General features: G+C 63.7%; 17 protein-coding genes and 1 pseudogene. 7 read left to right on the top strand and 11 right to left on the bottom strand.

Features of this window, described 5'->3' with window-relative positions; all coding sequences use genetic code 11:
* Window positions 1-43: 43 nt before the first annotated feature.
* Entirely contained in the window at window positions 44-1,549 is a 1,506-nt protein-coding gene (cysS, locus tag EL22_RS07580; RefSeq protein ID WP_050050933.1) for a cysteine--tRNA ligase, read from the bottom strand.
* Between the two features lie 120 nt (window positions 1,550-1,669).
* Complete coding sequence (locus EL22_RS07575) at window positions 1,670-2,179, bottom strand: hypothetical protein (RefSeq protein WP_156184074.1); 510 nt, start codon at window positions 2,177-2,179, stop codon at window positions 1,670-1,672.
* 96 nt (window positions 2,180-2,275) lie between these two features.
* On the opposite strand from EL22_RS07575, the gene EL22_RS07570 reads away from it, so the two are divergent.
* The 5 genes from EL22_RS07570 (at window position 2,276) to EL22_RS07550 (ending at window position 6,834) form a co-directional block, all read left to right on the top strand.
* Window positions 2,276-2,527 carry a BolA family protein gene (locus EL22_RS07570; protein WP_050050931.1) on the top strand — a complete coding sequence of 84 codons (252 nt, stop codon included), beginning with the start codon at window positions 2,276-2,278 and terminating at the stop codon, window positions 2,525-2,527.
* A gap of 118 nt (window positions 2,528-2,645) precedes the next feature.
* Complete coding sequence (locus EL22_RS07565; protein WP_050050930.1) at window positions 2,646-3,113, top strand: PH domain-containing protein; 468 nt, start codon at window positions 2,646-2,648, stop codon at window positions 3,111-3,113.
* Window positions 3,110-4,810, top strand: a complete 1,701-nt coding sequence (locus EL22_RS07560; RefSeq protein ID WP_050050929.1) for a PH domain-containing protein — start codon at window positions 3,110-3,112, stop codon at window positions 4,808-4,810. Before EL22_RS07565 ends, EL22_RS07560 begins: the two co-directional genes overlap by 4 nt.
* 198 nt (window positions 4,811-5,008) lie before the next feature.
* Window positions 5,009-6,424, top strand: coding sequence for an aspartate ammonia-lyase (locus tag EL22_RS07555; RefSeq protein WP_050050928.1), 1,416 nt, complete (start codon window positions 5,009-5,011; stop codon window positions 6,422-6,424).
* Window positions 6,425-6,600: 176 nt separating this feature from the next.
* On the top strand, window positions 6,601-6,834 hold the full coding sequence (locus tag EL22_RS07550) for an HVO_2901 family zinc finger protein (protein WP_050050927.1): 234 nt from the start codon (window positions 6,601-6,603) through the stop codon (window positions 6,832-6,834).
* 413 nt (window positions 6,835-7,247) lie between these two features.
* Here the strand turns inward: EL22_RS07550 and EL22_RS07545 are convergent, their stop codons facing one another.
* Both EL22_RS07545 and EL22_RS07540 read right to left on the bottom strand, forming a co-directional pair.
* On the bottom strand, window positions 7,248-8,291 hold the full coding sequence (locus tag EL22_RS07545) for a tyrosine-type recombinase/integrase (RefSeq protein ID WP_050050926.1): 1,044 nt from the start codon (window positions 8,289-8,291) through the stop codon (window positions 7,248-7,250).
* Entirely contained in the window at window positions 8,281-8,673 is a 393-nt protein-coding gene (locus EL22_RS07540; protein WP_050050925.1) for a DUF5805 domain-containing protein, read from the bottom strand. The genes EL22_RS07545 and EL22_RS07540 overlap by 11 nt, the downstream gene beginning before the upstream one ends.
* Before the next feature lie 694 nt (window positions 8,674-9,367).
* On the opposite strand from EL22_RS07540, the pseudogene tnpA reads away from it, so the two are divergent.
* A pseudogene (gene tnpA, locus EL22_RS07535) lies at window positions 9,368-9,783 on the top strand (IS200/IS605 family transposase).
* 586 nt (window positions 9,784-10,369) lie between these two features.
* Here tnpA and EL22_RS07530 read toward each other — a convergent pair.
* Window positions 10,370-11,611, bottom strand: coding sequence for an FAD-dependent oxidoreductase (locus tag EL22_RS07530; protein ID WP_050050924.1), 1,242 nt, complete (start codon window positions 11,609-11,611; stop codon window positions 10,370-10,372).
* 686 nt (window positions 11,612-12,297) lie between these two features.
* Here EL22_RS07530 and EL22_RS07525 point away from each other — a divergent pair.
* Window positions 12,298-12,681: a hypothetical protein gene (locus EL22_RS07525; RefSeq protein ID WP_050050923.1), complete on the top strand. Its 384-nt coding sequence runs from the start codon at window positions 12,298-12,300 to the stop codon at window positions 12,679-12,681.
* Between the two features lie 51 nt (window positions 12,682-12,732).
* Here the strand turns inward: EL22_RS07525 and EL22_RS07520 are convergent, their stop codons facing one another.
* Genes EL22_RS07520 through cbiB form a run of 6 tightly spaced genes read right to left on the bottom strand, consistent with a single transcriptional unit; the run spans window position 12,733 to window position 18,150 of the window.
* Window positions 12,733-13,515, bottom strand: a complete 783-nt coding sequence (locus EL22_RS07520) for an adenosylcobinamide amidohydrolase (RefSeq protein WP_050051254.1) — start codon at window positions 13,513-13,515, stop codon at window positions 12,733-12,735.
* A 53-nt stretch (window positions 13,516-13,568) separates the two neighbouring features.
* Window positions 13,569-14,681: an aminotransferase class I/II-fold pyridoxal phosphate-dependent enzyme gene (locus EL22_RS07515; protein ID WP_050050922.1), complete on the bottom strand. Its 1,113-nt coding sequence runs from the start codon at window positions 14,679-14,681 to the stop codon at window positions 13,569-13,571.
* Window positions 14,671-15,711, bottom strand: a complete 1,041-nt coding sequence (locus EL22_RS07510; protein ID WP_050050921.1) for a nicotinate-nucleotide--dimethylbenzimidazole phosphoribosyltransferase — start codon at window positions 15,709-15,711, stop codon at window positions 14,671-14,673. The genes EL22_RS07515 and EL22_RS07510 overlap by 11 nt, the downstream gene beginning before the upstream one ends.
* Entirely contained in the window at window positions 15,702-16,307 is a 606-nt protein-coding gene (locus EL22_RS07505) for an NTP transferase domain-containing protein (RefSeq protein ID WP_050050920.1), read from the bottom strand. Before EL22_RS07505 ends, EL22_RS07510 begins: the two co-directional genes overlap by 10 nt.
* Window positions 16,307-17,065, bottom strand: coding sequence for an adenosylcobinamide-GDP ribazoletransferase (gene cobS, locus EL22_RS07500; RefSeq protein WP_050050919.1), 759 nt, complete (start codon window positions 17,063-17,065; stop codon window positions 16,307-16,309). The genes EL22_RS07505 and cobS overlap by 1 nt, the downstream gene beginning before the upstream one ends.
* Window positions 17,065-18,150 carry an adenosylcobinamide-phosphate synthase CbiB gene (cbiB, locus tag EL22_RS07495; RefSeq protein ID WP_082146708.1) on the bottom strand — a complete coding sequence of 362 codons (1,086 nt, stop codon included), beginning with the start codon at window positions 18,148-18,150 and terminating at the stop codon, window positions 17,065-17,067. The genes cobS and cbiB overlap by 1 nt, the downstream gene beginning before the upstream one ends.

The raw sequence follows: 18,150 nt of genomic DNA, 5'->3' as shown, positions 1-18,150 counted from the left end.
TGTATCCCGTCGTTACCAGCGTCCCGCAGACTCACAATCTGGGTTATTCGTCGGTTTCGAGTCGGTAACTCGCGCCGTCGTCGGTGTCTTGCACCTCGACGCCGAGCGCCTCGAGCTCGTCCCGTAATTCGTCTGCACGTTCGTAGTTTCCTCGCTCGCGTTCCTGTTCGCGAACGTCGAGGACGAGCTCGACGACGTCGCCAGCGAGCGCCGCAGACCCGGTCGTCTGGCCGTCGAACGCGAGCCCGAGGATTTCGCCGTACTCTTCGAGCGTTTCGACGGCGCGGCGAAGCCCGACGTAATCGTAGCCGTCGTCGTGTTCGTCAGCAGCTGCTGCATCCAGATGGCGGTTGATCGCCGTCGCGACTTCCAGCAGCGCAGATTGTGCCTCGCGGGTGTTGAAGTCGTCGTTCATCGCGGCTTCGAAGGCGTCTCGAGCGTCGTCGACGGCGGTTCGCAACGACGTGTCCGCTACCTTGGTCGCCGCGTCCGGCGAGTCGACAGCGTCGACGGCGGCGTCGTAGGCTCGCTCGAGGCGATCCCAGCGCTCTCTGGCTTCGGAAATCGTCTCGTCGGAGTAGAGCTGTTTGCTGTTGTACGAGCCGGCGGTGAGGAAGGTCCGCAGCGCGTTCGTCCCCCAGGCATCGACCGCCTCGCTGACCGTGACGAAGTTGCCGAGACTCGAGGACATCTTCTCGTCGTCCATCTGGAACAACTCACAGTGGAGCCAGTAGTTGGCGAACTGAGCGTCGGTCGCCGCCTCGGACTGAGCGATCTCGTTCTCGTGGTGGGGGAAAACGAGGTCGCGGCCGCCGACGTGGATGTCGAGTGTTTCGCCCAGGTGAGTCATGCTCATCGCCGAGCACTCGATGTGCCAGCCGGGACGGCCCTCGCCCCACGGTGAGTCCCAGGTCAGCCCCGCCGGCGGGTCGCCGGAAACGCCCTCGTGGCGGTGTTCCTCGACCGCGTCCGGATCGACGCCGCCCGCCTTCCAGAGGGCGAAATCGGCCGGATGGCGCTTCTCGCTGCGCTCGTCCGGTTCGCCCTGCGACTCGATCTCATCCAGGTCTTGATTCGAGAGTTTGCCGTAGTCCTCGAAGCGCGTCACGTCGAAGTAGACCGACCCGTTCGACTCGTAGGCGTAGTCCTTCTCGACCAGCGTCTCGACCAGATCGACGATCTCCGGGACGTGTTCGGAAACCCGGGGGTAGACTTCCGCTCGCAGGAGATTGAGCGAGCGCATGTCCGAAATCGTCCGGTCGATGTACGTCCGGGCGACGGCCGATTCGCTGTCGCCGAGGTCGTCCTCGCCCACGCGCGCGACGATCTTCTCGTTGACGTCGGTGAAGTTCTCGACGTGACGAACGTCGTAGCCGAGGTGCTCGAGCCAGCGATGCATCACGTCCACGTGAACCCACGAGCGCGCATGCCCGAGGTGGGGCGGATCCGAAACCGTCAGGCCGCAGTAGTAAAGCAGAACGTTCTCGGGATCCTGCGGCTCGAACGGCTCGAGATCGCCCGTCAACGTGTTCGTCACGTGCAGGGTCATTACCCCACCGTATCCGTGGACGGAAGTTAAACCGTGTGATGCCGTACCGCCGATTCGATTGCGGTTCGACGGCGGTGGGCTTGCGACCGTAGTGGGTTTGCGACGCCGGTAGTTTCGAACTCACTCGTTCGATCTGCTCTCGAGTACCCGCTCGATGACCCGAACGGCGTTCGCCCCGTCCAGGCGCTCGATGACGACGAGCAGCTCCTCGCCATCGAACCCGGCTCCGGCAACGTCGATTCCCGCGAGTTCGAGGGCCGCCAGCCCGCTCGAAAGCGACGACGCGTCGATCTCCCCGCTCGCGACGATCGCCGTGTACCCCTCGCCGCCGGGACCGAACGCCGATCCGCCGACCGCGAGCGTGCGATCGCCGCCATCGGCTTCGGCGTCGGCCGGGTCCTCGAGGGGCCCGATCCCGCTCGTCATCGTGACGCGAACGTCTCCGGCAGACGACTCGTACTCGGGTAGTTCCTCGGCGTATCGTCGGAGGGCGGTCGCGACGGCGTCCGTCTCGCCGTCGATGTCGAGAAAGCGCGCAGCGGCAGTGTAGTTGACGACGCCCGCACGGAGTGCGGTGATCAGAAACGGGTAGTTCTCTGCGGCCCGACGCGTCTCGCTCGCGAGCGACATACCCGAGACCGGGACTCCGATCGCCATAAACACGCGGGATCCACTCGCGCCCGTCGGACCGCGGCCCTTTTGGCTCGAGACGCGAAACGATACGATATGAATCCAACTGACGTCGCGGACATCATCGAATCGGAACTCGAGGACGCGGAGGCGACGGTCACGCGCGCTCGCGGGAAACACGACGACGACCACCTCGCGGCGACGGTCGTCTCGCCCGCCTTCGACGGACTCCCGCTGGTCCAGCAGCACCAGCAGGTCTACGACGCCCTCGACGGCCACATGACGACCGACATCCACGCACTCGAGTTGTCGACGTACACCCCGGACGAGTACGACGAGAGCGAATAACGAACTGACGGGCGTACCGGCGACGCGTTCGAACGCCAAAAACCAACCAGTAAACGGTACGTTCGCTCCTGCGAGAAGGTACCCTACTTTTATCGTCACGAACTAATACCGTACTGATATGGAATCTCTTCACTCGCGTATTCGGTTGCTCTGGATCGCCCAGGGGGCCATCGTCGTCGCCGTTCTCGGCGCGGCGCTGGTCGGCGTCGATCGAGTGATCTCCGCGATCGACGTTCCGGTCGCCGCGATAGCCGGCGTGATCGGGCTCGCCGGGGTGCTGGCGGTCGCCTACGCCGTCCGGCTCTACCAGCGCTGGCAGTTCGAACTTCAGGACGATGCCCTCTATCTCGAGCGCGGCGTGATCACCGTCGTCGAAACCGCGGTCCCGTTCGTCAGGGTTCAGCACGTCGACACCCAGTTCGGCCCGATCGAACGCGCCTTGGGGCTCTCGAGCGTGGTGGTCTACACCGCCGGAACGCGAAACGCTGATGTCCGCGTCCCCGGACTCACTCCCGACCGCGCGCGACGCCTGCAGGATACCCTCCGAGAGCTCGCTATCGAAAGTGACACGGACGACGCAGTATGAATCGACTCCATCACCTCGCGGCGGTCACCCACGGGCTCCAGCGCGCGCTCGCCGGGCTCTTCGTCGCCACGTCGCTCGTCACGTTGGGGACGACGCTCCTCGAGTTCGGATCGGCCTCGTGGACGATCGCGGCGGCCCCGATCGGCTTCGTGCTCGGCGGCATCTACGGCGTCGCCTACTACTTGCGCTACGAGTACGAGGTAACCGACACGACGTTCGATGTCGCGTCCGGCGTCTTCTCGCGGCGGTCACGCGAAATCCCCTACCGGAGAATCCAGAACGTCGACGTTCGAATCAGCGTCCTTCATCGACTGCTCGGTCTGGCCGTCGTCTCCATCGAGACCGCAGGCGGTGGCCAAACCGAGGCGAGACTGAATTTCGTCTCCGAGGCAGAAGCCGACAGACTCCAGCGCGAGATCCGCCGCCGGACCGCTCGAGCGACGGGATCTCGATCTGAGGCTGGCACGGATCACGACGACGCTCGAGAGACTGATCTTCAGGGCGACGCGAGTGCCACGGCGACCGAACGAACGGGTACTGAGACCCCCGCGTCCGCAGACGAAACTGTCGCCGGGACCGATTCGGTCTCGAGCGAATCCAACGCGAGAAATCACAGTGTCGGAACGCAGTCCGCCAGCCGAACCCGACACGACGATCGAACTCGGTCGCTGTTCGAACTCGAGGCCCGAGAGCTGTTGTTGTACTCGTTTACCTCGTTTCGGCCGGCGCTTGGCGCGGCGCTCTTGTTTTTCGTCTTCATCGCGATCGATCCCGTCATCAATCACCTGTTGACGGTTTCCCAGCCCATCGGCGGTCCCGCGGACCTCGAGACCGCGAGCATCGGGAACTACGGCGTTCTGACGCTCGTGTCGTTCGCCTACGGTGTGATCATCACGTACCTGGTCAGCGTCGCCTACACCTTCGGCGCGTACTATGGCTTCACCCTCAGCCGCGCTGGGCGCGATTTCGTCTACGAACGGGGCTTGCTCCAGCGGTACAGCGGCTCGATTCCCTCGGAGAAGATCCAGTCGGTCACGGTCACGGACAATCCCCTTCAGCGCCTGATCGACTACGCGGGAATGTGGATCGAGACCGCAGGCTACGGCCCAGAAAGCGGCACCGGCAGCCAGTCGGCCGTCCCGCTGGCCCAGCGAGACCGCGTCTACGAGTTCACCGAGCGACTGACCGGGTCCGAAACGCCCCAGTTTCACAGCCCACCGGCGCTCGCCCGACGCCGATACGTCGCGCGCTACTCGATCATCGCCGGGGTCTTCGTCGCCGCCATCTTCGCCGTGACGCTCGTGACCCCCCTCGAGCAGTGGTACCTCGCTGCGATCGTCTTCGTCGCCGTTCCGCCCGCGGCACACCTGCGGTACGTCAACATCCAGTACTACGTCGGCGAAGACCACCTCGTGATCCGCCGTGGGTTCTGGCGCCGCCGAACCACCGTCATCCCGTACTATCGCGTCCAGACGATCTCGACGCGCCGGTCGATTTTCCAGCGGCGGCTCGGACTCGCCTCGGTCATCGTCGATACGGCCAGCTCGAGTTCGTTCTCGCTGGCCCCGCCGACGATCTACGATCTGGAACTCGAAGACGCACGAGACGTACACAAAACGAGTCGAAATCGGCTCCAGCGGTCGTTGCGTGAACGCGCTCGAGACGACGACCTCGGGCTCACCGTCGATTTCACCTGATCGATTCGACTCGCACACTCGAGTTCACGATTTTCCGTCGGCTGCGTCGAAATCGATTCTCGCGGACCACGTCGCACTTCTTTCCGACCGCGTCGTCCCCTTCTCGTCGGCCGTGACGCCCCTTTCTCGTCGTCCCTCTCCCGCCGGCCGCGTCGAACTTTCGGTGGCTTTTACCTGACTCACCGCCACACTCCGCGTATGGCAGACGATGACGAGTTCCGCATCGAGGAGGACAGTCTCGGCCAAATGCAGGTTCCGAAAGACGCCTACTGGGGCGCTCAGACCCAGCGGGCGATTCAGAACTTCCCGATCTCGGGGATTTCGTTCGGCCGCCGCTTCGTCCGGGCGCTCGGCGTCGTCAAGAAAGCTGCCGCACAGGCCAACCGGGACCTCGACCTGGTCGACGACGAGATCGCCGCGGCAATCATCGACGCGGCCGACGAGGTCATCGCCGGCGAACACGACGACCAGTTCCCGGTCGACGTCTTCCAGACCGGCTCCGGAACCTCCTCGAACATGAACGCCAACGAGGTCATCGCGAACCGCGCCGCCGAGATCATGGGCGCGGAGGTCGGCGACCGCGTCGTCCACCCCAACGATCACGTCAACTACGGCCAATCGAGCAACGACGTGATCCCGACGGCGATGCACGTCGCCGCCCTCGAGGCGGTCGAAAAGGACGTCATCCCCGCCCTCGATACGCTTCGCGAGGCTCTCGAGCGAAAGGAAGACGAGTTCGACGACGTCGTCAAGACCGGGCGAACCCACCTGCAGGACGCGACGCCGGTCACGCTCGGTCAGGAGTTCGGCGGCTACCGGACCCAGGTCGAGAAGGGTCTCGACCGCGTCGATTCGGTCCGCGATCACCTCTCGGAACTCGCACTGGGCGGCACCGCGACCGGAACCGGGCTGAACACCCACGAGGAGTTCCCCGGCCGCGCCGCGGAGTACATCACCAAGGAGACGGGCGTGCAGTTCCGCGAGGCCGATGACCACTTCGAGGCGCAGGCGGCCCACGACGCGATGTCCGAGGCCCACGGCGCGCTCCGGGTCGTCGCCGGCTCGCTGAACAAGATCGCGAACGACCTCCGACTGCTCGCGTCCGGGCCTCGCAACGGCCTCGGCGAGATCGAACAGCCGGAGAACCAACCGGGCTCGTCGATCATGCCGGGTAAGATCAACCCGGTCGTCGCAGAGGCGGTCAATCAGGTCCACAAACAGGTCATCGGCAACGACGCCGCGGTTTCCTCGGCCGCCGCGGAGGGACAGATCGACCTCAACCTCTACAAACCCGTCCTCGCGCACAACTTCCTCGAGTCGGCGGAACTCGTCTCGAACGCGAGTTCGACCTTCGCCGAGCGATTCGTCGACGAACTCGAGGCGAACCGCGAGCACTGTGAGTCCGCGGTTCTCCAGTCGATGGCGCTTGCGACCTCGCTGAACGTCCACATCGGCTACGACAAGGCCAGCGAAGTGGCGAAAGCAGCGCTCAAAGAGGACAAGACCGTTCGCGAGGTCGCCCTCGAAAAGGACTACCTGACCGAGGACGAAGCCGACGAAGTGCTCGATCCCGCGAAGATGACCGAACGCGGCATCCTCGGTCGCGACGAGTAATCGGCCGGCTCGAGCGACCCGATTCGCACCGTCTTCCAAATCGATTCCCGTCTCTCACTCGCTCGCTTTTCGAGTGCGCTCCGCTGCCGACTATACCGCATAGACCCCTCGAGACGCGGACAGACGCGGATCCGAGAACCCAAGCAGTTTTTACGGATGCTGTCGTCTGACGAATTATGCACACCTGTCGTAACTGCAATCAGTCGTTCCAGACTGAACTTGCCCTCGAGTTGCACCGGGACTCGTGTAGGAAATCACAACTCTGCTGTCACGTCTGTGGCGAGCGCTTCGCGGAGGGCGAGGCGACGCGCGACGGGTGGCACTACGAGTGTCCGAACGACGACTGCGACGGGAGCGGACTCACCGAGGATATTTTCAACGTCGACGACGTCCTGACGGCGACGCAGTGAACTCGAGGGCGATCCGGACGGGAACTGGTAACTCCCCCGAACCGAATTCTCGGGCTTGATATAGCGACGGAGGATATATTCACTCTGATCGTCATCCCAGACCATATCCGGTTGATTTGCGGATAGAACGGAAGTACCCGTTTCAGCGGTCGCCAGAACGGCCGTCCGCCCTCGTCGCTGGACGAATTCAGTTTCGTCGGAAGCGACTGCAGCAGTCCGGCTCAGCAAGCAAATCGGAGAGACACCCACGCGTTGCCCGACGATGTATCTAACCGAGTTTCTAGTGGTACGGAATTTCACTGGCCCCACCAAATATGATATAGCGTTATTCAGTTTACCTGTCTCGGCACAGACGGACACTATTTAGTACGAACATAGTAAATATATCCCACAGAGGGCGTTTCACCCTCTCGCTACACGAATAAGGTGTAAATATTGGATTCGTAGACGGTTCGGACCTGATCGCCCCAATTGTGGGTGTACGTGTCGATCACGTCGCTCGCGACGTCTCCGCGGAGGTACTTCACGACGCCGCGGTCGCCGGTTCGATCCCTGAGATGTGTCGTAAAGAAGTGTCTAAAGTAGTGCGGCGTCACGTTTTCGGTCGCGCCGCCGCCCGTCCGGTACCAGCCGCGTTCTCGAGCGTGTTTCTCGACGATATAGCGAATATCCGCGGGTGTGAGCCGCTGTCCCCACGACTCGCCGGTGTCGAGAAAGAGCGGCTCCGCCGGCGATCGACTGTCCGGCCGAATCGCGAGCCACCGCTCGAGCGCCCGTTGAAGCTCCGCATCGACGGGAACGATCGTATCACGTTCGCGCTTGTTCGAGGCCGTGCGCTCTTCGCCGTTGACGGTGGCCCCGCGAGCGGGCCTCGCGGAGACGAAAAGCGAGTCCGCTCGCCGCTCGAGTTCTACGCGCGGCTGTCGATCGTACTCGAGTCGCGAAACGTCGATGTGCAGATCGCGAAGGTCGAGATTGCAAAGCTCGCCGACTCGCATCCCGGTTTTGAGCAGCGTGACGATCACCGCGCGCTCGAGCGGGTGGCCGATCGAGTCGACGAACGACCGCATCTCGGAGACGGAGATATCACGGCGCGTGGGGTTCGTATCGATGGATTCGGACATCTCCTCCATCACCAGCGCCATCGGGTTCTCGTCGAACTCCCCGACCCTGTTCATGTAGTCGTAAAAGCGGTTGAGATACGAGGCGTAGGTCGCGATCGTACTGGGTTTTCGAGCACCGCGAAGGGAGTGGATCCAGGCCATACATTCGCGTCGGTCTGCGTCGTCCGGCGATTCGACGGCCTCGAACTCTGAACGGACGTAGGACTCGAACTCGTGGAGAACACGGTCGTACGCCGCGAGCGTCCGCTCGCTTTTTCCGTGGTAGCGCTGGTCCTCGAGGAAGTACTCGATGGGGTCGGAAACCTCCTCGGCCGCATCGACGTTAGTCGCCATCCGTCTCCTCGATGACGGTGTATCCACCGTGCCGACCGCTGTATCGAATTCGATTCTCGTTCTGGAGTTCGCTGAGCGTCTCCTCGAGTCTCGCTTCGATGTCGTCGCTGACCGCCTCGAGGAGTTCCTCCCACGAATACGTGTCAGCGGACAGCAACTCGAGGACCCTGCTTTCGAGGTCGTTACCCCTAGGGTCTGCGTTCCCAGAATCGGGTTCCTCGTTCGCCGGTTCGAACCCGTTTCGTCCGGCCTGGACCATCGTCCTGACGAACTCGCTCTGGCTCATTCCGAGCGCTTCGGCGTGGGATTTCCACTCGTCTTTCTGGTACTCGGGAAGGTAGGTCTTCACAGATTTCCGAGTAGTCTCGACGGATTCGGACATACGAGACGCATTCGATTGTGGGACCTTCAAAGTACCCCATATTTCGAGCTAAGTGATCTTATCTCGATCACTATGTCGTTATTGGCGCTATCTCTAGTCCTTCTATTCTAGATTAATGTCGTCTCTAGGGTGATGAGTTGAGATCTAACCTCTCGCTCGAGATCACGATCATCCGATGCAAAAGCTCAAGCTGACACGAAAATTGAAACAATCGCTGAAAATCTGACTTTCTCCGATCTCGAAGAGCAATCGTTTTTCTCGTAAACACATTCCCTACCGGATTACCACATGAACAATGGGTAATATTTTAATGAGGGTTTGTTAAATATATAGGTATGCAAGAAGTCGAACTCGAGTCAGAAGTTCGGGCAGCGATCCGTGACCACCATAGAAAGGGGAACAACCATATAAAAGTCAAGCATATAACAGAAGCTACCAACGCATCTCCACAACGAATTAGTCCAATCTTTCAACAGCTCGTTCGCAAGGGAGTGCTCAGTGTCTGGCGTGAAACATCCGGAAACCCGACTGTGTATCGAATCACCATTGATGCATAGTGCGAGCGCATACCCGCGTCTTCAGGCGCGGGTCGATCGGTAGGCATAGTGCGTCCGGAACATATTGCTACAATCGGCCGGATTTCCCACGCTATCCGGCAGTTTTAACATCGTTTCTCATCATAGTGTGTAGACGGATGAAAACCACACGACACGCAACCTACAACCTCAACTACCACATAGTGTGGTTGCCGAAGTATCGCAACTCGGTACTGGTTAACGAGGTCGAAGGCGGTGTGCGTCGAATCCTGCACGAAATCGCCGACGAGAAGGGTTGGAAATTGTTGACCTCACCGTCCAATCCTACCACGTTCACCTGTTCGTGAGTAGTCCCCCGAAGCACGCCCCGTCACTTCTCGCCAACTGGTTCAAAGGCATCAGTTCGCGGAAGTATAACCATCGACACGCCGACCACGACGGCGAGAAAATCAAGTGGGCGCGCGGCTACTACGCGGGAACAGCAGGCTACGTCTCAAGCGAGACTGTCGAGAAGTACATCCAACGTCACGAGGAGGACGAACGAAATCCCATGGTGGGATTCCCGCGACTTTAGGCACGGGAGGAGGTCAATGAATGTTAGTACCTAATAGAGGGTGTGCCCAAGTGAGTTGATTATTTCTTCGCTCGGTAATTTACATTTTGTACACACGGTTGTTCCCGACTCGGGGTCCCAAACCGGATCATGATCGCCATCATCACATGGTTCTTTCATTGCAGATCCCACTATGCTCAACGTATGGTAATCAATCGCATTAGCTCTTTCTGAAGACGCATATAAATATATCAGCCACACTAATATTATGTGTAAAAAGATCGTCATCAAAAATAGTATTTGGTTCTATTTACAACCATTCCGATTAGTCTCCCATTTGTCCCCGTATTCTTCCTAGACTATAGCTACTGCTTTGCTGTATCTTCTACGACCTTTGCGACAACTACTGTCGAAATTGGCAACCAGTCCGGTCATTCTGTTACTCTACTCACTATTGCCGCTGTACGACTATCGGGGGAGAACCAATGGCAGCCACTACAGCAGTGGATTCGCCAGTACAAGTGACGAGATAAGTAGACGACCCGTTCGTCGACATGGCTGACTGGCACACGTTACACCTGATTGCAGCGGTCGTTTACGAATCCAGTCACCGACCGACGAGATCCGCGTCCGTCGGACTGCCAGCGTCGAACTCCCGGACGTAGGCGTCTAACTGCGCCGGATCGTCCGCGTTCGGAAGCGAGACATCGGCTGTAAGACATTCGGCGTCCACCTCGAGTTTCGCACAGACCAGATCGGTGGTCGCCTCGGCCATCTGCCGATACGTCGTGAGCTTGCCGCCGACGATACTGAGGAAGTTGTCGACGCCGTCGTCGGCGTGATCCAGTCGGACGAACCCCCTCGAGATCCCGCGGCCGCCGCGGGCGGCTTCGTCCGGTTCGTACAGCGGTCTGACACCCCACCAGGTTCGCGTGATCTCCCGCTCGCTGACGTCCGGGACCAGTTTCGAGCACTCGGCGACCGTGCGTTCGACCTCCCAGTCGGCCCGTTCGTACTCGTCGGGATCGTCGACGGGAACGCTCGTCGTCCCGAGGACAACCTCCTCGTCGTGGGGAACGATGATGTCGCCGTCGTCCGGATCGCGACAGCGGTTGAGCACCGGTTCGAACGAGTCGTACTCGACCGAGACCATGACGCCTCTGGTCGGGCGCATCGGAATCGAGACGCCTGCCAGTTCGCCGATCCGTTCGGCGTACGCGCCGGCAGCGTTGACAACGATTTTGGGTTCAATGGTGCGTTCTGGCTCGCCGCCGATCGAAACCTGCGATATTCTCCGCGTGCTGGGTTCGCCGTCGCCCTCCTCGAGCGTCATCGACGTGACCGGCGCGTGGGGCAGAATTTCCGCGCCGTGATCGCGGGCGTCTGCTGCGTTCGCAGCGACCAACCGAGAGGGAACGACGACGCCGTCGGGGACCCACATCGCCCGTTCGACCTCGTGGTTGAGCGCCGGCAGTTCCGCCCGGATCTCGTTCGCGTCGACGATCTCCGTCGGAATGCCGATCTCCGCACAGGCGGCGCGCTTCGCCTCGAAATAGTCCGGATCGTCACCGGCCAACTGGACGAACAGACCGCGGGTGTGGCGAACACAGTCGCCACCGATCGACCGAAGGATACGGTTCTCCCGAAGGCACTCTCGAGCGCCCGCTTCGTCGGATTCGGCGTATCGGGCGCCGCTATGTAAGAGGCCGTGAGACCGGCCCGACGCGCCCGCGGCCAGGCCGTCGCGTTCGACTAGCGTCACGTCTACGTCCCGAAGCGCGAGGTCTCTGGCGATCCCGACGCCGGTCGCGCCGCCGCCGATAACGAGGACGTCCGTTCGACTGTTCATAGGCGTCGTACGCCGTCCGGACGGACATATGTTTCACTCGAGATCGAGTTGTGAACCAGTGAGAATACCCCGCGGAACAGCGGTAGGTAGTTGGTGTGATGGTGGCTTCCCGCGGGGTATGGTGCAGTAGCCATGGGGGGTGGTAAGGGTCATCGCCGAAGGCAAGGTGGGTTTCGCTGGGTTCGATATCGAAGGAAAATCAGTTGTCATGTGCTGAGAAGACTCGTCTGACACCCGTCGACATCGGATCAAGCGTGAGTGAAAATGAGGGGACTCGAGATGGCCGTATCGAGTCCGAATCGGGCCGGTGGCGCGAAGCCACTTCGGTTGCGGCGTGGGGACTCGCCGGGATCGGCCCATGTGTGATTGTCTCCGCAGGCGTGTGGCCGCGAACGATGTTCACGAGTCGCCCGAATCGGTGCCGGTCTCACCAATACGACACCGAACAGTGAGGTTCCGAGGCGATTGACTACGATCTGTGGCACTGGCCGAACACGCCAGTCGAACGGACACCACGGGGGCCAAAAACGGTGTATATGTGGTCTATAGAGCGATCCGGATGTCGACAAACGTCTCGAGAGAGTTCGGTTCGGAGTGAGACTGGCCACCTGCGATTTCGTTCCGACAGGCCGGCACACGCGCTCGCCGGCCAACCGCTTTTCAGCGCGCTTCGGGTACGCCCGCACATGGCCGACGAACCCGACGCGGATCGCGCACAGGATCGTATCGGCGACCGAAAAGCCGATCGCGCGGACACCACCGAATCGATCCTCGAGAACGTCGAGGAGCACCTGGGCGAACTCGAGTATCCGGTCACCAGCGAGGAGATCGCGTCGGAGTACGGCGACGATCGGATGGCGCTTCCGAACGAGACGGAATCGCTCGGAAGCGTCTTCGATCGACTCGCTGGTGAGGAGTTCGAATCAGCCGAAGAAGCTCGAGAGGCGATCTACGGCGAGATAACGGGACAGGCAGGCGATAGAAACGAGGCGAACCCCGAACGCGATCTCGAGAGCCTCGACGAGCGGTCACAGGATCCGGTCGACGAGGGCGGGGGAAACTCGCTGTGACTCCAGTGACCGGCGAAGTCGGACAGCTGGCGACCAGAATGGCGTTCGCGTTCAATCGAGGTCGAAGACATCTGCGGCGACGTCCGTCGAGAGTCCGTATTTAGCCGCCTCGAGCGAGGGCGGAGCACTGATCTCGCTTCCGTCGTAGTGTGCACGGAGAGCCTCGAGGAGCGCGTCCCGGACGCACGCTCGCGTCGCCGCCCCGACCACCGTCGCGGTCCCCGAGAACTCGGACCGCTCGCCCGCAGGGTCGTGTCCGACGATAATCGCGTCGCTAGTCGTTCCAGGAAACCCGGTCATCTCGAGCAGCGTCGCAGTCTTGGCCTCCGCGGCGACCGTCAGGAGATTCGCGAGCGCTCCCGCTGAGAGGGATCGGGTCGTCCCGACGAGGACGTTGACGGTCCCGACCGGGTCACCGGGGTCGGTCGCGCTCTCGAGGTCGCCGTCCGGTAGCGCGCCGCCCTGGGGGTTCATCGGCAGTACGGCGGGATTCGAGAGGCCGGCGGTGACGATAGCCGTGACCGGCCCACAACGAGCACCGCGGGCGTCGGCGATGTCGACGCCGGTCAGCAACGCGGGGCCGCGCTCGTCGAACCCGGCGCGCTCGAGTCGGTCGTCGACGTAGGTCTCGAGGTCCGTCCGCGGCCAGCCGTCCGGTATCGAGAGGTTGTACGCGGCGTCGGTCTCCCACCGCCCGCCGTCGGCCCCGCTCGAGAGCCATTCGACGCCGGCGCGGCGGAGGCGAACGACTCCGTCGCGTCGAGTCGTCTCGAACGCGGTCGGTTCAGCCGAGTCATCGCTTTCGGCAGAGTCGTCGTTTTCGGTCGGTTCGATCGAATCGCCAGCGCTCGGTTCGGGGGCGTCCGTCACGTCCTCGCCACCGCCGCTCACTCGTCCCCCGTCGGTTCGCCGTCCGACTGTTCGATATCTGGCTCGACACCTGACTCCTCGACGCTCGAGCGTTCGATGCCGAGGGCCTCGAGCGCCCGGTCGTTGCGTTCCCTGTCCTTCACGGCGACCCGGAAGTGCGACTCGAGCGAGCGAAACGTCCGCGCGTCCCTGATCGCGACGCCGCGCTCGCTCGCGGTCTCGATAATCTCTGAAACGTCCTCGTCACCAGCCTCACAGAGCAGGTACGGGGCGTCGGACGGGAAGACGTCGAATCGCGTCTCGAGCGCCGCGCACATTCGGTCGCGCTCGCGGTCGACGCGCTCGCGGGTCGTCTCGACGAACGAATCCTGCTCGAGACAGTACGCGCCGACTCGAGCGGCGGGGGTTCCGAGACACCAGGATCGGCGGGCGGTCTCGAGCCGGCCGCGCCGATCGCCCGACGCGACGGCGAACCCGGCGCGCAGGCCCGGCAGTCCGAAGAGTTTGGTGAGCGATCGGGCGACGATAACGTGATCGCTGGAGCGAGGGCCCCAGGAACTGCTCGCGGCGGAGGGCACGTCGGTAAACCCGAGGAAGGCTTCGTCGATCAAAAGCGTCGTTCCTGCGTCCCCACAGCGGTTCGCGAACCGCTCGAGGTCGTTCACGTCCGCGGCCTCGCCCGTGGGGTTGTTCGGCGTACAGACCACGGCGAGCGAACAGGACTCGAGCAGATTCGTCGTCGCCTCGAGCATCGACTCGTGGGCTACGAAAAGGGGGTTCGCTCCCTGTAGTGCGACCTCGCGGGCGTACTCGCCGAAACTGGGATACGGAACGAGCGCCCTGTCGCCCGGCTCGAGGGCGGTCTCCATCGCGAGTCGAATCGCCGCGAGACCGCCCGGCGTGGGGACGACGTGCTCGCGGTTGCAGTCGACGTACACGGCGGCCGCCGCCCGAAACTCGGGGTAGTCGTCGTTGGGATACCGACGCGCGTCCGAGAAGGCGTTCGCGTACACCTCCTCGACGCCGTCGGGGACGAACGGGTTCGTGTTCGCCGAGAAGTCGAGCACCGCTCGATCGGTCTCGCCGCCATGCGGAACTCGCACGCCCTCGAGAACGGAATCAGGATCCATGGGTCGGTTCGTCGTCCGTTTCAGGGATGACCTCGTCGCCGCCGCTCGCTTCGATCCCGAGCCGATCGCAGACGGTGACGAGGCGGTCTCTGACTGCCGGTAGCTCGCCGTCCGGAACCAGCGAGAGCGCCCCGCCCATCGCAACACCCTCTTTTGCCTCGCCGGCGCAGTATCGCTCCATCGCGACGTGATCCGCCCCGTCGAATCCGGGATCGGTGACGGTCAACTCGCAGTTCAGACGAAAGCAGGTCTCCCCGAGCGAGCCGCCCCGTTCGTCGGCGACGAACGACGTGGTCGCGATCGGGAAGTCGGCGTCGACGCCCGATCGGCGCAGGAGGGCGGCGACGGTCGCCATCTGCGTGCCGCCGGCGAGCGTCACCTCGAGGCCAGCCTCGAGCGCGCCCGTCGCGACGCCCATCGCCGCGGCCTGCACGGGATCGCCCATCCGCCGAATCGCCTCGAGCGGTTCGTCGGCGCAGTCGCCGGCCGCGAGGTCGCTCGCGGCGAGTGCCTCGTCGACGACGGCTCGCTTTCGCTCGAGCGGGTTGGTCGGTAGCGACGAGGAGACATCGGCGGGTTCGCCGAGCGCGGTCAGGACTCCGAGCGCGGTCGTCGTCCCGCCGGGGATGGTTTCGCCGACCAGGATCTCGTCGTCGGGGAGGCTCGCGCCGAACTCGCGAGCGCGGTCGTAGATCGCCGCCGCGTCGGGGACGGCCACCGCCGACCTGATGTCGGCTCCGGGGGCCGCATCGAGCGAGACCGTCGGTGCCGCCGTTTCCTCGGGAAGCCCCGCGTCGAGGACGGTGAGGTCGAAACCGACGACTTCCCGAACCGCCCGGGTGATGGCCGCGGGCGTCGGACACCCGCTCGGGCTGACGGGCGTCACCGGCGCTGCGATCGGTTCGCCGTAGGCGACGATTTCGGCGTCCGCGGGCGGCGTGTGCGCCATCAGTTCCGGGGTCGCACCCGCCGCGCTGATCCCGTCGATCAGCGCCGTCTCGGTGCCGCCAGCGGCGAGGACTACGCGCACGACATCCCTCCTGGATCGTCGGGGTCCGATCGAGCGCCTGAGGCGATGTCCGACGCGATCGGCGCGTCTTCCAGTCGATTCACGTTGACCGCCAGTCGCGGATCGTAACTTACGTGTGTCATATCTTGGTCGGTCGTGCCGACGACGTTGACCCCCGTCGGCACCAGGTGGGGCTTCGACTCGAGGCGGGACTCGATCCGCACGCCGAGTCGCCGCTTCAGCGCCGCGGGAACGCAGACCGTCCGCGACGCGTCGGCCTCGCCGTGCTGGTGGACGATCCGATCCAGAACGGGGGCACAGAGCGCGGGGAGGTCCGCGCCGACGGTCACCAGCGGGGGCTCGAGTTCGGGTCGCTCGAGCGCGGCGACGAGATCCGCGACGTAGCCGTCGCCGGCGGTTTCGATCGGGGTGACGCCGTCGGTCGTCTCGAGGTGGGTCGCCGTTTCGGTCGCGTTCGGTGAGACCGCGGCGTAGATCGACTCGACCCGACTCGCCTCGAGCGCGTGCCTGACGCGGTCGATCATCGCCACACCGTCGATCGGATACAGCGGTTTCTCGGTAGAGCCCTCGAAACGAGTGCCCCGCCCGCCACACATCACAAGAGCATCCACGCGATCACCCCCGCGTGGACGCCCGCGACGCGTCCGATCTCGTTGGCCGCGCCGAAAATGTCGCCGCTGATGCCGCCGAGGTAGCGCCCCGCGAGCGCCCACGCGAACGCGGTGCCGAGGAGCGCACCGACGGCGGTGACGGCCGCGGTCTGTGTGGGCCACGTGAGCCCGATCACGGCGACGGCGATCAGGAGGGGAACGACGAAGCCGAGCGGAGAGACCGCGTCGGTCAGCGACTTGCCCATCCCCTCGTGCTCCGTGCTTCCCAGCGTGGCCATCGCCGCCAGACCGAGTTTAGTCGCGATCTCTGCGACGAGGACGATACCGACCGCGTCGATCGCCCGGAGATCTGCGAGCGCGAGCGCGCCGAAGGCGAGGCCAGCAACGACGACCGACACTGCGAGGATCGCCCCCACGCCCGTCGTCGTATCGGAGAGGACGGCCCGGCGTTTCTCGAGGTCGCCGTGGACCACCAGTGCGTCACCGAGGTCCGCGACGCCGTCGAGGTGGTGGATGCCGGTCACCGCGTACACCGCGAGCGGATAGGCGAGTGCGACCGTCGCCGCGGGAAGGTAGTCAGTCAACAGGACGGGAATCGCGACGAGCCAGCCGACGAGGTAGCCGACGAGCGGGAAGGTCCACGGACTCGAGAGAAACGCCTCCCAATCGTCCGTCTCCTGAGAAATCGGGAGTCGGGTGAGAAAGCCGAGCGCGCCCCGAAGCGCGGAAGGTAATAAATCCATTATATCCAACCCTTCTCTGAAGGAAGGTAATTGCTTCGAGTTCCCGCGAGATCGAGTGACGATGAAGCAAGTCGCTCGAGCATCACTGGCTCCGCACTCGAGAAACCGACGACGCTGCCGATGGCGACGATGGCGCCGCTCCGGACGGTGGCGAGCGCGACGGCGATCACGATGGCGAGTGTGGCGGCGGTCAGGACAGCGACGACGGCGCCGATCCGGACGGTTGCGAGCGCCCGCTCACCGTCTCGAACAGTGGGGAGCGCCACGCCGGGCCGATCGTCGAGGACGTACGCACCCGGTTTCTCGAGCCGGATCGAACGGGCACAGGCGAGCGTCGCCATCGGCCAGCCCGAGTTCGGCGACGACGGCACTCGAGCCCATCGTCGGGCGCGAGAGAGCGCGCCTAGGTCGGCCGCCGCGATCGCGAGACAGACCGCCGTCAGTCGCGCCGGGATCCACATCACGAGATCGTCGAGGCGGGCGCTCGCCGTGCCGATGGGTTTCGACCGGTAGCCGAGCATCGAATCGAGCGTGTTGACGCCCTTGACCCAGGCCGCGACGCCCGCTGCCGCCGGCAACGAGACGGGCGCGAGCACCGCGAACGGAATCGCCGCGGCGACGAAGCCGTCCGAGAGGTTCTCCGCGGCGCTCTCGACGGCCGCGCTCCGGATGTGCGCTGGGGACAGATCGGCGGCGTCGCGGCCGGCGAGCCCCCGAAGCCGTTCGCGGGCCCGCTCGAGGTCGGTTTCCGTCGCTGCGATTACCGACCCGCTCAGTCCCAAGAGGAGTCGCAGGCTGGTCGAACAGTAGAGGACGAGCGCGGCGGTTAGCGCGCCGAGTACCGGCGCGACGAGCGTCGCCGCGAAGACCGCCGCGACGGCGACGGCGGCGAGCCAGAGCGGCAAGACCGCCGCGACGGCGACACCGATTCGGCGCTGTCGTCGCTCGTCGCCGCCCCAATCCCGGTCGAACGCTCCGGCGAGCCGACCGAACCACGCCACGGGGTGGACTCGGTTCGGCGGCTCCCCGACCGCCAGATCGAGTGAGAACGCCAGCGCGAGGACGGCCAGCGCAGTTACGAGCAT

This window comes from Halostagnicola sp. A56 (genome assembly GCF_000691505.1).
Lineage (GTDB): Archaea > Halobacteriota > Halobacteria > Halobacteriales > Natrialbaceae > Halostagnicola.
Note: the sequence above shows the minus strand (reverse complement) of the source record. Positions and strands in the feature narration are given on the sequence as shown.